General features: G+C 41.2%; 12 protein-coding genes. 8 read left to right on the top strand and 4 right to left on the bottom strand.

Features of this window, described 5'->3' with window-relative positions; all coding sequences use genetic code 11:
* Positions 1-8: 8 nt before the first annotated feature.
* Genes ACTCIM_RS07440 through ACTCIM_RS07450 form a run of 3 tightly spaced genes read right to left on the bottom strand, consistent with a single transcriptional unit; the run spans position 9 to position 2,676 of the window.
* Positions 9-872, bottom strand: coding sequence for a GGDEF domain-containing protein (locus ACTCIM_RS07440; protein ID WP_464279571.1), 864 nt, complete (start codon positions 870-872; stop codon positions 9-11).
* An 8-nt stretch (positions 873-880) separates the two neighbouring features.
* Complete coding sequence (locus ACTCIM_RS07445; protein WP_472314798.1) at positions 881-1,234, bottom strand: response regulator; 354 nt, start codon at positions 1,232-1,234, stop codon at positions 881-883.
* A complete protein-coding gene (locus ACTCIM_RS07450; protein ID WP_472314801.1) occupies positions 1,234-2,676 on the bottom strand; it encodes an ATPase domain-containing protein in 1,443 nt (480 codons plus the stop codon). Before ACTCIM_RS07450 ends, ACTCIM_RS07445 begins: the two co-directional genes overlap by 1 nt.
* 256 nt (positions 2,677-2,932) lie before the next feature.
* Here ACTCIM_RS07450 and ACTCIM_RS07455 point away from each other — a divergent pair, with 256 nt between their 5' ends.
* From ACTCIM_RS07455 to ACTCIM_RS07490, 8 genes are all read left to right on the top strand, one after another.
* Positions 2,933-3,259: a hypothetical protein gene (locus tag ACTCIM_RS07455; RefSeq protein WP_472314803.1), complete on the top strand. Its 327-nt coding sequence runs from the start codon at positions 2,933-2,935 to the stop codon at positions 3,257-3,259.
* Positions 3,260-3,261: 2 nt separating this feature from the next.
* Positions 3,262-5,217, top strand: a complete 1,956-nt coding sequence (locus ACTCIM_RS07460) for an ATPase domain-containing protein (protein WP_464279573.1) — start codon at positions 3,262-3,264, stop codon at positions 5,215-5,217.
* Between the two features lie 4 nt (positions 5,218-5,221).
* Positions 5,222-7,183 (top strand): ATP-binding protein, encoded by a 1,962-nt coding sequence (locus tag ACTCIM_RS07465; protein WP_472314806.1) that lies wholly within the window; start codon positions 5,222-5,224, stop codon positions 7,181-7,183.
* A gap of 2 nt (positions 7,184-7,185) precedes the next feature.
* Entirely contained in the window at positions 7,186-8,256 is a 1,071-nt protein-coding gene (gene ispG, locus ACTCIM_RS07470) for a flavodoxin-dependent (E)-4-hydroxy-3-methylbut-2-enyl-diphosphate synthase (RefSeq protein ID WP_472314809.1), read from the top strand.
* The gene (locus tag ACTCIM_RS07475) at positions 8,257-10,326 is read left to right on the top strand and encodes a methyl-accepting chemotaxis protein (protein ID WP_472314812.1); all 2,070 of its coding nucleotides are present in this window, start codon (positions 8,257-8,259) and stop codon (positions 10,324-10,326) included. It abuts the gene before it with no gap.
* 79 nt (positions 10,327-10,405) lie between these two features.
* Entirely contained in the window at positions 10,406-11,431 is a 1,026-nt protein-coding gene (locus ACTCIM_RS07480) for a DUF1786 domain-containing protein (protein ID WP_464279576.1), read from the top strand.
* A 13-nt stretch (positions 11,432-11,444) separates the two neighbouring features.
* On the top strand, positions 11,445-11,816 hold the full coding sequence (locus ACTCIM_RS07485) for an acyl-CoA thioesterase (RefSeq protein ID WP_029965621.1): 372 nt from the start codon (positions 11,445-11,447) through the stop codon (positions 11,814-11,816).
* Positions 11,813-12,742, top strand: a complete 930-nt coding sequence (locus ACTCIM_RS07490) for a patatin-like phospholipase family protein (RefSeq protein WP_472314815.1) — start codon at positions 11,813-11,815, stop codon at positions 12,740-12,742. The genes ACTCIM_RS07485 and ACTCIM_RS07490 overlap by 4 nt, the downstream gene beginning before the upstream one ends.
* A gap of 16 nt (positions 12,743-12,758) precedes the next feature.
* Here ACTCIM_RS07490 and ACTCIM_RS07495 read toward each other — a convergent pair whose 3' ends face one another.
* The gene (locus ACTCIM_RS07495; RefSeq protein ID WP_472314818.1) at positions 12,759-14,189 is read right to left on the bottom strand and encodes a UTP--glucose-1-phosphate uridylyltransferase; all 1,431 of its coding nucleotides are present in this window, start codon (positions 14,187-14,189) and stop codon (positions 12,759-12,761) included.
* Positions 14,190-14,196 lie beyond the last annotated feature (7 nt).

The raw sequence follows: 14,196 nt of genomic DNA on the forward strand, positions 1-14,196 counted from the left end.
TTTTGGTCTTAAAGGTTAAGGTTAAAGCTTATGTTCCGTCCCTTTTTTTTAGCTTCATAAAGGGCTTTGTCTGCTAGGTCAATGAGTTCGTGTAAATCTGTAAAACTGTGTTTTAGGGTAGCTACCCCCACACTTACCGTAATGCTTAAAGCCAGGCTGGGACTTAAGTGAAAAGGCTGGTTGGCGATGTTTTCCCGTATGCGCTCAGCCACGAGCATGGCTCCTTTGGCATCTGTTTCTGGGAGCAAGATTACGAACTCTTCTCCACCATAACGGGCAGCAATGTCCACATCTCGAATGGAGTCCAGGATTCTGCGGGCGGTGCGAATGAGCACCTGGTCTCCAATGGAGTGGCCATAGACATCGTTGACTTTTTTGAAATAATCCAGATCCAGCATGAGTAGACTAAGAGGCCATCTGTGTCTTCTGGAGCGAAGTAGTTCCCTTTGGCCCTGTTTTAAAAAATAACGGCGGTTAAAAAGTCCGGTTAGGGGGTCAGTAATGGCTTCTTTTTCCAAAAGTAAGGACAGGGTCCTGGTCTTTAAAAGGGTTTTTACCCTGGCTAAAAGTTCCAGGTGCTCTATGGGCGTGGTGAGGAGTTCGTCTATTTCGTGGAAAAGATGGTTTTGATAAGAGCGAAGGTTTTTTTTGGTGGTAAGGAGTAAAGAGGGTAAGAATAGGGGGTGGACCTGGTTTTTTAGTTTGCGAATTTCTTCCTGGTAAGCTCGAAACCCAGGTCCATCTACTATAAGCAAGTCCTGTTCTGGAGGGAAGTGGTCGTTTAGGAGAAACACCTGGTAGTGCTGGGATAGATACTCTCGCAAAAGTTTTTTGTTTTGCTCGTTTTTTAACATTAAAAGGATTTTTTCCATAAGCTACCTTATTGTCCCAGAATAGTTTGTACCAGAGTTAAGAGTTGTTTAGGAGAAAGGGGTTTTATCAGTACCCCTCTGGCTCCTTCTTTTATGCTGGTGGCATCTAGCTTGTCAGTGCGGGTAGCAGAAATGAGCACAAAGGGGATGTCCCTGGACCTTAATTCCTGGCAGTAGGACCAGATGTTGTTGTCAAAACCACTTATGTCCAGCAAGGCTACTCCCATGTCCTCATCCTGGAGGAAGCTTTCCAGGTCTTTGTAGTTAGCTGCCAGGCAGGAAGTTATCCCGTGCTGGTGGAAAAATTGAGACATAAGCTCCAGGTTTTTTTGGTTTTTGTTGAGGATGAGCACCTTTTTCATTACTTCTCCTCCTTCCTGAACACTGGAGTGCCACTTAAAATATTCTGGAGGTTGTTTAGTGGCTCGCCTACTTTAATGCCATAGCGGGTAATTACAAATTCGCGCAGGGTCTTTTCAAAATCCCCCAGGCGTTTTTTGAGTACACCAATGGCTTTTCTCATGGCTCCTTCTATTTCCAGGTAGCGCAAGAAGATAACATTATCTGCCAGATAGCTGATGTCAAAACTGGAAATGGTAAAGTCTCCAGTGATGTTTTTCACTTCACTGGGCAGTAATACTGTAACTCCCATCTGGGTGAGGTACTTGCACACAGCATGCAACTCAGAGATAAGCTCTTTGCCACGAATGGACTGGCTATAACCAGAGGTGGAGTCAATCATTACCACTTTGGTCTTGTTCTTTTCCACATCCTTACGGAGCATATCTGCAAAGGCGTCTGGAGTGTAAATTTGAGGCTCTATCTTTTTAATTTCCAGGGTGCCTTTTTCCATCATATAACTTGCTGCTATGTTTACCTGTTCACACCGACGGATAATCTTTTCTTTGGTTTCCTCAAAGGTATAGACCACAGACCTTTCTCCCCTACCTGCAGTTTCCTTGATAAACTGCATGCCCAAAGTGGTCTTACCCACTCCAGAAGGTCCGCTTAAAAGGGTTACGGTGCCTCTTTCAATGCCACCCATTAACAATTCGTCTATTTCTGGGACTCCAAAGGACAGAGTGTCAAAGGTGGGTGGGGTTAGGTAGCTTTCTTCTAAAGTGATTCTGGGATAGATGAGTACGCCCTGGTTTTCCTTTATGTCCATGGAGTGTTTACCTGCTATAAAGTCCGAGCCCCTGAACTTGCTTACCAAAAGATAGCGGTCCTGGTCTTGCACCAGGATTTCCAGAATGCCATCACTTAAAAAACGCAAGTCATCATCTGGAGCATCTGGGCTGGCTTCAGAGGTAAAGAGTACAGTAGCCCCGCTTTCAGCTAAAAAACGCAAAAAGGACAAAACCTGTTTTCTAAACTGAAAAACATCTGGAGCCAGATATCTAAACTGGGTCATGGAGTCTATAACCACTCTGGTGGGTTTTAGCTTTTCCACCCTTTCTTGAATGGCCTTAGTGGTGGGTTCCCTTTCCACTTCTGCCGGGGAAAAGATGTCATAGCTTTCCATTTGCGTAAAATAGGAAGACTCAGGGCTTAAGTCCAGAAAATCTACCTTTTTTAGCTGCAGGCCCAGATTTTGGGCATTTTCCCGAATTTGTTCCTCTTTTTCTCCCAGACTGATAAAAAGGCAATTTTCCTTGTGTTTGCTGCCTTTTTCTAAAAAGTGCAGCCCCAGGGTGGTCTTGCCACTTCCAGGCCCTCCAGCGATAAGATAGGCCCTTTTTGCAATAAATCCGCCCTTTAAAATTTTATCCAGACCTTCAATACCTGAAGAGAGTTTTTGCATAAACCTCCTCCTTTAATTTATTTTGGTCTTTAGAATAAACCAAAAGGGAAAAATTTGTCAAAGAAAAATGAGAAGTTGAATAGTATTTTTTTTGTTTTGGCCCTGGTAGGTTAATTTTTTTTTATCCCTTAAGTTTAAAAATAGTCAGGATACTACTATTTTAGAAGGTGAAAAAAACAAAAAAGTGGTTGCTAAAAGATTTTTTTTTAGTTAAAAAAAGATATAACTTTTTTTAGTATATTTTCGAGGTAAAGTCATGGATGGGGATGTGTTGGTTATTTATGGCAAGATATTTAAGGCCCTAGGGGAAAAGATGGAGGTCTTGATTGGCGAAAGTGCTTCCATTTCTGTGCTTCGAGCTTCCTGGCGGCTGGTAAAAAAGGAATACCCCTTTTTAGCCCATCTTAATCCTTCTTCTCTGGACTTAGGGGTGCTTAAAACTACAGAGGTTGCTTCTAAAGAGCTGGAAAAAGGACTACAGGAGTTTTTAAATACGGTGCTGGAGTTGTTTTCTGACCTGGTAGGAGGAATTTTAACCCAAAAATTAGAAGAAGTACTTTTGAAGTGTAAAGGGGAAAAGTAAAGATGTCTGAGCTTAAACTAAATCCTACTTGTATTCCTCTTTTGGACCACTTTTTACAAGGAGGAATTCCTGCTTATTCTTTAAATGTAGTAGCAGGATTGCCAGGGGCTGGAAAAACCATTTTTGTCCAGAATTTGGTTTTTAATTACCTTAAAAAACATCCTGGGGCCACTGCCCTTTACTTCTCCACCATTTCTGAGCCCACCTTAAAAATAGTGCGCTACTTATCTACCTTTAGCTTTTTTGACGCAGATATTTTTGGAGAAAGGGTGTTTTACTTTGATTTACATGAATATGTGGTCAAGCACACTTTAAATGCAGTTTCTGATTTTATCTGGAAAAAAGTAGAGGAAAAGGAGCCTTCCCTCTTGGTGATAGATTCCTTTAAGGCCATTAGCGATATGGTGCGCAATGAACCTGCCTTTAGACTCTTTTGTTATAACCTGTCCATGCGTTTGGCTACTTCCAGGTGTACTAGCTTTTTGGTAGGTGAATACTCCAGAAGGGATATGGAGCAGGATTCTGAATTTGCCGTGGCAGACGGCATCTTCTATTTGGACCGCAGTACAGACAAGGTAATCAGAAACCTGGAAGTGCATAAGTTAAGAGGCCAAAAGGTCTCTCTTGCTCCTTTGCCCTATACTATCTCCAGTGAAGGGATTCGGATTCTGGGCTGGGGCTATAATCTGGAAGCAGAGGAAAAACAACCCCTGGGACTGGGTAAAAAGGAAAAGACGAACATTTCTGGTCTGGATAAAATCCTGGAAGGTGGGTTTAGAAAAGGGCAAGGAGTGCTTATTTCAGGCACTTCTGGAAGTGGCAAGACCTCTTTTAGTTTAAATCTGGCCTATCACTACGCCCTGCAGGGGAAAAAAGTGGTTTATTATTCCTTTGAAGAAGCTCCAGAAGTGTTTGAAGGCTTTTTAGCCCAGGTGGGGCTGGATTATGGGCAGGTAAAGGACAACCTTGTTTTTAAGCACAGGTACTTGAGTCAACTGGTTTTAGAAGAAGAAATGCTTAACTTACAGGAGATTTTAACGGGTAAGGAAGTGGATGTGCTTTTTGTGGATTCCTTATCCATGCTCTTACATTCAGTGAAAGACTCTTCAGAAATCAGGACCTTTTGTTATTATTTGCAAAAATGTCTTTATGAGCAGGGAAAATTGGGCTTTTTTACCAGTGATATTCATTTTGGGCGCAATGATTTATCCCGGAGTGGAGTGGAAGAGACCATCTTTGATGTGGTAATCCATCTGAGTTTGTCCAATGGTTCGGGATTAAGAAAGCACTTTCTGGAAGTTTACAAGTATCGGGGCGGTTATGCCAAAAAGGGTATTTTTCGCTGGACCTTGGCTGAGAACAAAGGGCTCAGGATTTTTGATTTTACAGTGCCCTTGAGGCTGCCTGCACCTCCTCAAAACAAATTTTTCCTTTCCCAGTGGACTATCTCCTATCCCAGGCTTATCGTGGCCAAAATAGAATCCAAACTACTTGGCCTGCAGGTAGGGGCAAAGTTTTTGGCTGAAGGCCTGGAAAACGGAGAAGATATTTATCTTTTGGGCTTTTTTGAAGAAGAAGACAGGGTAAAGCAGGATTTGTCTTCCTTTGGTTTGCCGGATTCAGCTCAACTAAAGTTTTTAGGCCCCCTGTATAGATTTAATCAAGACCCAGAGGTCCTGTGTTTTGAACTGTTGAAATGCTTAAACGAACAAAATAAACCTGCCAGGGTTTTTATCCCCTTGCTTCCAGAGATGTTTTCTCTTTCCAGGGCCTGGCTTAAGTGGTTAAATCCCTTTTTGCAAAGTAAAGGAGTGGTGTTGTGGATAAACTTTTTGTCTGAGCAAAAACTGGCCCTTTGGCCCGGGCTTGCTGATTTGGTGTTGTCTGTAAAGAAAAGAACCGAAAATTTAATATTGAAAAATTTGGATAGAGAAGAAACCCTGGAGCTTAGTAGTTAGTTGTATGGTGGAGTATCCAGAAAGTTTTAGCAAACTTATTTTTGGTTTACATGCTTTAACCCGCAAGCTCATTGCTTCCTTAGACTATGAAAATTTTCTGCTTCAGTTGATAAAGTTTGTATTAAAAGAAGGAAAAGGAGATGTAGTTGTTGCTTTTTTAGAAGAGAAGCAGGATTATCTTTATTTTTCTTCTAGAGGTGATATAGATAAAAGGGTAGAACAAGAAATACTTACCAAAATAAAGTCCCTTTACTTTAAGTTAAAAAATAAAAAAATAAGCGTAGAGCTAAAAAAGGATATTTTACACCTTACAGGTAGTAAAATTGAAAAGATAGAAAGTAATTTTTTCCTTCCTCTTTTTGGAAAGGAAAAAGGGGAAATTATAGGACTTATTTATTTTGGGGCGCAGGAAAAAAATGCCTTTGACCCTGAGGATATCCAGTTTTATTATGCCCTGGCTGAGTATATTTCCTTTGCCCTGAGTTTACTAAAGGACCTTTTGGATGAAGAAAGCAAGAGGTTAAAGGTAATCTTTAGCGAGCTTCCCTATGGAATGGTTTTATTTGAAGAGGGAGGCAAGATAATCGTGAACAATGAATTGGGGGAAAAGCTTTTAACCCTTTTTTGCAAAAGGGACATGGAAAAGTGTTATCAGTCCATTGGCCCCTATTCCTGGGATTTTTTGCTGTCCAGGGGAGAGCAGGGAGTAGAGCTGGAAGCAGAAGAAAAGGTTTTTGTCAGGATAAAGTGTAAAGAGGTTATCTATCGTCAAAAAAAAGCCTATCTGGTGGTTCTGGAAGATATCTCCAGGGCCAAGGAAGTGGAAAAGCAGATGATAGGCCAGGAAAGGCTGGCTGCCGTGGGTAAACTTGCAGCTGGAATTGCCCATGATTTTAACAATATTTTAAATATTATCATGGGTTATGCTGAGTTGGTAAAAAGGGATAGCAACCTTTCCTCCAAATCTTATGAACGCTTAAATGTTTTAGTAGAGCAAAGTGAAAGGGCTGCTGCTCTTATTCGCCAGATTTTAGATTTTAGCCGCAAGAGTATGTTAAACAGGTCTTTGCTTTCTTTGGTTTCTTTTATCAAAGAACAGGTCAAATTTTTCCAACGCATTTTTCCAGCTAATATTCAGTTTAAGCTGCAAATCCTGGAAGAAAACCTGATTGTCAAGGCAGATCTGGCTTCTTTGCAACAGGTGATTAACAATATTGTGATTAACTCTCGGGACGCCATGCCTGAAGGGGGAACAATTACCATTACTTTAGACAGAGTAGAAACTACTGACCAGGAGAGATTACATTATATTATGCCTGGGGGTAAGTGGGCTAAGATAGAGATAATGGATACAGGTAAAGGTATCCCTCAAGAGGTGTTACCCCACATCTTTGAACCCTTTTTTACCACCAAAGAAGTGGGGCAGGGTACAGGACTGGGACTGGCTCAGGCCTATGGAGTGATTAAGCAACACGATGGTTTTATTTTTGCCCGCAGCAAAGAGGGGCAGGGCACAGTAATGACCATATATCTTCCTTTGTATGAAAAAAAAGAGCCCAGGTCAGAGGAATTAAAAGAAGAAGCCATTATTCAGGGGCAGGGTGAACTGGTTTTGGTGGTGGATGATGACCCGGATTTTTTGGATTTTTTAGCCTTGCTTTTAAAAGACCTCAATTTTGAAACCATTACAGCTCAGGATGCTACCGAAGCTATGGACAAGTTTTTGCGCTATCAAAAGCAGATTAGCCTGGTGATAAGCGACTTGGTTTTACCGGACCAAAGCGGGCTTGATTTTTTGTCCAAAGTTCTTTTGCTTAAACCAGACTTAAAGACCCTACTTATCTCTGGCTATGCCTCGCCAGAAATAAAAGACCCTGAACTAAAGGAAAAAATTTATTTTCTAAGCAAGCCCTTTGGCCTTAAAACTATCTCTTTTGTTCTTAGGAAAATTTTGCTAAACCCCTAGGCATGTCCAAGCGCACTAAAAAAATCTGGGTAGGTTGGGTAAGTATTGGAGGGGATAGCCCCATTCGGGTGCAATCCATGACCAACACAGATACCAAGGATGTGGCTTCCACTGTCAGGCAGATTTTAGAGCTGGAAGAAGTGGGTTGTGAACTGGTCAGAGTGGCAGTGGTGGATAAAGAAGCTGCTCAAAAACTTGCTTTAATAAAAAAACAGATAAACATTCCTCTGATTGCAGATATTCACTTTGACTATAGGCTGGCCTTAATGGCCCTGGAGCAAGGAGTAGATGGCCTTAGATTAAATCCAGGTAATATTGGAGGAGAGGATAAGGTCGATAAGGTAGTAGAAAGGGCCAAAGAGTATAAAGTGCCCATTCGCATTGGGGTAAATGCTGGCTCTTTGGAAAAGGACTTGCTCCAACAATATGGCCCTACACCTGAGGCCATGGTCAAAAGCGCCCTAAGGCATGTAAAACTTTTAGAAGAAAGGGATTTTAGAGAAATCAAGATTTCTTTAAAGGCCTCTTCTGTGCTCAAAACCATAAAGGCTTACCAGCTTTTAGCCAGAAAAGTGGATTATCCCTTGCATATTGGCATTACTGAAGCAGGCACCTTGCTCAGGGGGACAGTTAAATCTTCTGTTGGACTGGGCATTTTACTGTATGAGGGTATTGGCGACACCTTAAGGGTCTCCCTAACAGACTCGCCAGTAAAGGAAGTCCAGGTGGCCTGGGAAATTTTAAGGTCTCTGGAACTTAGGAGCAGAGGGCCTGAAATTATTGCCTGTCCTACCTGTGGGAGAACAGAGATTGATTTAATCAAACTGGCCCAGGAGGTAGAAGAGGCCTTAAGGGGAGTGAAGGAAGTTTTTACCGTGGCAGTGATGGGTTGTGTGGTCAATGGGCCTGGAGAAGCCAAAGAAGCAGATATTGGACTGGCAGGCGGAAAAGACCTTGGTATTATTTTTGTTAAGGGTAAGGTGAAAAAAAAGGTAAAGGGCAGAGAAAACTTGCTCAAGAGTTTTTTAGAAGAAGTGGAGATTTTTCTGCAGGAAAGAAAAAAGGAGGGCTAGATGTTTTCTAAAATGAAGTTTACCACCAAATTATATGTTTCTGTCGCTTGTTGCCTCTTTTTTAGTATAGTCATTTTGACTTTATTCTCCGTGTATAAATCCAAAAATTCTTTATTGTCCCTGGGAAAGGACTCTGTTGCCAGTACAGGTGAGGCTATTTATCAAACAGCTCATATGTTACATGGTATTTTACAGGATAAACTAAAAGAAGACTTAAAGATTATGGAGCAGGAAATAGAAAATATTGGTAGTTTTTATCTGGATAAAAATAACCTGATAAATACTACTATTGTAAATCAAGTAAGCAAAGAAAAAGAAGAAGTTAGCATTCCTGCCCTGGTTCTGGGAGGCAAAATTGTTTTTAACAATTTTGAACTGGTAGATAAAGTCAAGGAAATGGTTGGAGGTACTGCTACCATTTTTCAGGTATTGCCTGGAAAATTACTTCGAGTTTCGACCAATGTGTTAAAACTGGATGGAAGCAGGGCTGTGGGTACTTATATTCCAGATACCAGTCCAGTGTATAAAACCGTAATGGCTGGAAAAACCTATTATGGCAAGGCCTTTGTGGTCAATGATTGGTATCTAACTGCCTATAAACCCATGAAAGATGCTCTGGGAAACATTGTGTCTGTAATTTATGTGGGCGTAAAAATACTTTCTCCTGAGTTCAAGCAATTTTTAGCCCAGACCAAAGCAGCTGGAGTGGGTTATTGTTTTATCTATGATAGCACGGGACAATTCCTTTACCATCCCAATCCAGAGGTGTTGAAGAAAAATATTTTTCAGCTTCCTGGCGACATTGGAGAGGCTTATAAAAAGGCCAGGGATAAAGATTTTGTCAATTATACCTGGCAAGGAGAGAAAAAGGTTTCTTATGTGCGTTATTTTGAACCCTGGGATTGGTATTTTGGAGTGGGACTTACGGAAAAACAAATGATTAAAGGCCTGGATGTGGAACTTTTAGGGAAAAACTTGCTCGCAGGAATTGTTTTACTGGGTGTAAGTATCCTGGTTGTATTTGTGATTATTCGTTTTATCAATAAGAGCTTAATGCAGGTAGCTGCTTTAAGTGAAAAGGTAGCTCAAGGAGATTATAGAGTTAGTTTTAGTTATGCAGCCAATGATGCTATTGGTATTTTGGTCAATTCCTTTAACACCCTGGTAAAGCATACTAAAGATATGTTAAGGGAGATAATTGAGGGTACTGAACAGGTCTCTTTGGCTTCTTCAGAAGTAAATCAGGTGGCCAGGGAAGTTGCTGACAGTTCAAAAGAGATGAAACAAAAGGCCAATAAGGTAACAGAAGCTACGGCTGAAAATGTGGACAATCTCAATTCTGTTTCTGCAGCCATGGAACAACTGGCAACCAATGCCAATACCATTGCCTCTGCTGCCGAGGAAATGAGCGCAACTATTACGGAAATAGCTTCCAATACAGAAAAGGCCAAGGAAATTACTTCTTCGGCGGTAAGTAAAGCTGGAGTGGTTTCCAGCAAGGTGAATGAACTGGGAGGTGCTGCTGCAGAGATTAGTTTTGTGACTGAAACCATTGCCGCTATTTCTTCGCAGACCAATTTACTGGCCTTAAATGCGACCATAGAAGCAGCCAGGGCAGGAGAAGCAGGCAAGGGCTTTGCAGTGGTGGCCAATGAAATCAAAGAACTGGCCCAGCAAACCGCCAAGGCCACAGAAGATATTAAGGAAAAGGTCCAGGGGATTCAGGGAGCCACTGATATTACAGTCAAGGAAATAGAAGAGATAACCACTATTATTGCCGAGATGGACCAGATAGTTTCCACCATTGCTGCTGCCATTGAAGAGCAATCAGTTACTACCAGGGACATTGCTGATAATGTAGGACAGGTTTCCATGGCTGTGGGAGAATCCAATGAGAGCTTATCCAGGGTGGTTGAGCAAACCAGGGAAGTACAGGCAGAAGTGGAAGGCGTGGCCACAACTTCTGATGATTTGAGTAGAAACAGTGGCAGTTTAGAACAAAGTGCCAAAGACCTTGCTTCTTTATCTGCGAGATTAAAGGAATTGGTGAGCAGGTTTAAGATAGATTAAATAGTAAAGGTGTTTACAGGCAAATAAGGAACCGATAGCTTATCTATCGGTTCTTTATTTTTTATTAAAAGAGGGAAAAATGAACATACTTTGTTTGGACATTGGCAGTGGTACTCAAGATGTGCTTTATTATTTTCCAGATAGAGAGATAGAGAATTGTCCCAAATTTATTTTACCTTCACCAGCTCTGAATCTGGCCAGGCGAATAGAAAAACTAACCCAACAGAAAAAAAATATCTATCTTTACGGGCAAAATATGGGAGGAGGATTTAAGTTTGCTTTAAAAAAACATTTACAGGCAGGTCTAAAAGTAGCAGTAGAAAAAAACTCCTATTTTGCCCTGGGTGATGACCTGGAAAAGGTCAAAGCTTTGGGCGTAGATATGGTAGAAAGGGCGCCTTTAGGATATGTACCTGTATTTTTAAGCGATTTTGCCTATGATTTCTGGCAGGCTTTTTTAAAAGTAGTGGACCTGGAGTATCCAGACTTGATTTTGGCAGCAGTGCAGGACCATGGATTTTTCCCCAACTATAGCAATAGAAAAGGCAGGTTTGAACTCTGGATGAAGTTTTTAAAGGCAGGTGGTAATATCTATGATTTACTTTACCAGACTCCACCCAAAGAGTTTACCAGGCTTAAAGCCCTAAAGGATGCAGTGGGCAGTGGCCTGGTGGCAGATACAGGCGCAGTGGCCCTGTTAGGTGCCCTGTTTGTGCCGGAAGTGGAGAAAAAACAGGAAAAGGAGCCCATTTGTCTGGTCAATGTGGGCAATAGTCATATTTTGGCCTTTTTATTGTTTCAAAATAAGGTTCTGGGGATTTATGAGCATCATACTGGATTGCTTACACCCGAAAAGTTCTGGAAGCAGCTTACCAGCTTTAGTTGGGGCGAGCTTTCCAATGAAGAAGTTTTTGCTGATGAGGGACATGGTTGTGTGCATTTGGGAGAAAGGATAAAAAATCCACCTGTATATGTGCTTGGACCTAAAAGGAGTTTGCTGGCCAGTTTTCCGGTAGAGTTTTTGGCTCCAGGTGGGGATATGATGCTTGCTGGTTGCTTTGGCTTGCTCAAGGCTTATTTTAAAAAAAGAGAAGAATTAAGCTAAAGGGAAGAAGATAATGGAAACATATACTCTGGTTCGTCCAGAACACTTAAACCACTACGGTTATCTTTTTGGGGGCGTAATGCTCAAGTGGGTAGATGAGCTGGCCTGGCTGGCTGCTTCCAGGGAGTATGCTGGTTGTCCCCTGGTGACTGTAGGCATGGATGAAATTCGATTTAAAAAAAGGGTGGCAAGTGGCTCTATTTTGCGTTTTGTTATTGAAAAGCTTAAGCAGGGCAGAACTTCTGTTACCTATGAGGTAAAGGTTTTTGCTGATGCTCCAGGAGCGAAAGAGGAAGAGTTTGTCTTTGAAACCAGAGTCACTTTTGTACATGTAAATGAAAAAGGGGAAAAGACACCTTTGCCCCTGAAAAGGGAGAGTTTATGAAAACGGGAATAGCCCTGGGTGCTGGCGCTGCCAAAGGTTGGGCCCATATTGGAATTTTGGAGACCCTGGAAGAAGCAGGTATTTCTTTTGACTATGTAGCTGGGACCAGTATTGGAGCCCTGGTGGGCGCAGTTTATGCTGCTGGGGCCTTAAAGGAGTTTAAGCAAGACATCCTGGAAATGGACTGGAAAAAGGTCCTTTTTATGCTGGATTTGGTTTTTCCCCGCAATGGCTTACTTGACGGCAAAAAGGTGATTTCCTTTTTAAAAAAATACTTACCCCAGGAAAATATTGAGGATTTACCCGTGCCCTTTGCTGCTGTAAGTACTGACATTTACACAGGCAAGGAAATAGTCTTTACCAGAGGAAATCTCATTGAAGCGGTGAGGGCAAGCATTGCTGTGCCTGCTATTTTTACTCCAGTGGTAAAAGATAAGATGTGTTTGGTGGATGGAGGTCTGGTTAACCCTTTACCTGTAAGCGTGGTAAGGGAAATGGGCGCAGAGTTTGTTTTTGCCGTGGACTTAAACTATCGTACCAAAAGGTTTGACCTGGAAGAATACAAGGAAAAAAAAGAACCAAATGGTTTTAAAAATGAACTCTGGAATAGAATCAGTGATAAACTAAAAAAGAATTTGCCTAAATTTGACTTTCCTCTTTTAGAAGAGGTTAAAAGTTGGATTTTAAAGGTGGAAGAAACTCCCCATATTTTTGAGATTATGCAGACTTCTATTACTATTTTAGAGGAAAAATTAACAGATACCTTGCTAAAATTATACGCTCCAGATGTGTTGTTTAGGCCTCCTCTGGAAAAAATAAAATTTATGGACTTTCATAAGGGAAAGGAAGCCATTTCCATAGGTAAGAAAAACGCTCAGTCCTGGCTCAAAAAGGAAAAAAGTATTCTTTCTAAGTTACCTAAATAAGATTTCAAATTTTATTTTAAAATATTATTTCTCCTTCCAGTATCTTATTTTCCAAGAATACTTGTTGTTGAGTGGTATTTTTTAGGTTTACCTTTCCTTTAAAGGTGATATTTTCTCCAAACTTAAAATCTCCTTCAACCTTGATTTGACTGCAATTTTCTATTTTTACAGGAGAAGTAAAACGCTGCTCAAAGTCTTTGAAATTGGCGTAAAACTGTGGGTCCAGTTCAATAAGAGGCACGCATTTTTGTTTTTGATTAACTACAATATTGGCCTGCTCGTCTACCAAATAACAGTTGGAACGGATTAAAAGTAAATCACTGGTAGTTTTAACAGGAGAAAATCTGGTTCTGGGTACTACTAAAGCTTCTGCCCCATCAAAGGCAGAGATGGCTGAGCCAATAGCTGTTTCCAGTTGAATCACTCTGGGAGTGTTCTGGTCTTCAGGGTCTAAAGTCTTTTCATTGATAATGAGGTCCAGGGGCATGAGTTTGTGCCTGATAAACACTTCTCGTATTTTTTTCAGGTTGAGCCACAGGGAATTGGTATTAAAAAAAGAGTAGAGGTTGATATCCTGGAATTCTTCTTGTTCATTGCTGGGGCACTGGGCAACTTCCCGTAGAGCCAGGCGGTAATTTTTTAGAAGCCTGCAAAGGTGCCCTCCTTTTTTATCCAAAGCAGTCCTCTTGGTTACTTCCATAAGAAAGGAGAGCTTTTCTTCTACTAAATAGCCTAAAATTTCCGGGGCAATGGTTGCTCCCAGGTTGTCGCAATTGGAAACAAAGGCGTATTTATAGCCTTTTTCTAGGAGGGTATCCAGGAGTTTGGTGGTAACCAGGGCCGTGTAAAAATCTCCATGCCCTGGTGGATTCCACTCCAGGTTGGGATTGGCGGGATATTTTACAGGCGTTAAGTCCTTTTTCAGAATTCTAGGATATTTGTGCTGAACAAAGCTTGGGGGAAGCTCAGCTGGATTTAAGTCATCAGGCAAATATTTACTGCTTTCTTGATGAGTGTAAAAACTGTTCATAAAAATTAGGGGCAACTTTATGTTGTAGTGAGAACGCAAATTTTCTACTTGTTCCAGAATTATTTCTATAAAGTTTTTGTTGTTTTTAGCTTTAACCAGACCTTTAGGAATTTTTAAGCCCATACTCGTACCCAGGCCCCCGTTTAATTTAAAAATCACCAGTTTTTTTAATTTTTTTTCACCTAGAGAGCGGTACTTTTTTATCTGGGAAAGGGTTTTAAGTTCACTTTCTTTAATGGGAAGGATTTCTTTTTTGGTAAGTTTACCCTGGCTTCCATAGAGCAATTGGGAAAAATAACACTTGAAAAGATTAATGACAATGGGCGGTAGATTGTGCGCTTCCATCTTAAGGGCAAAGGGTTTGAAATAGGTGGCCAGTTCTGTTCTGGGGTCAGTAATACAGTCCATTGAAGTCATTTCTTTC

This window comes from Desulfonauticus sp., assembly GCF_055126295.1.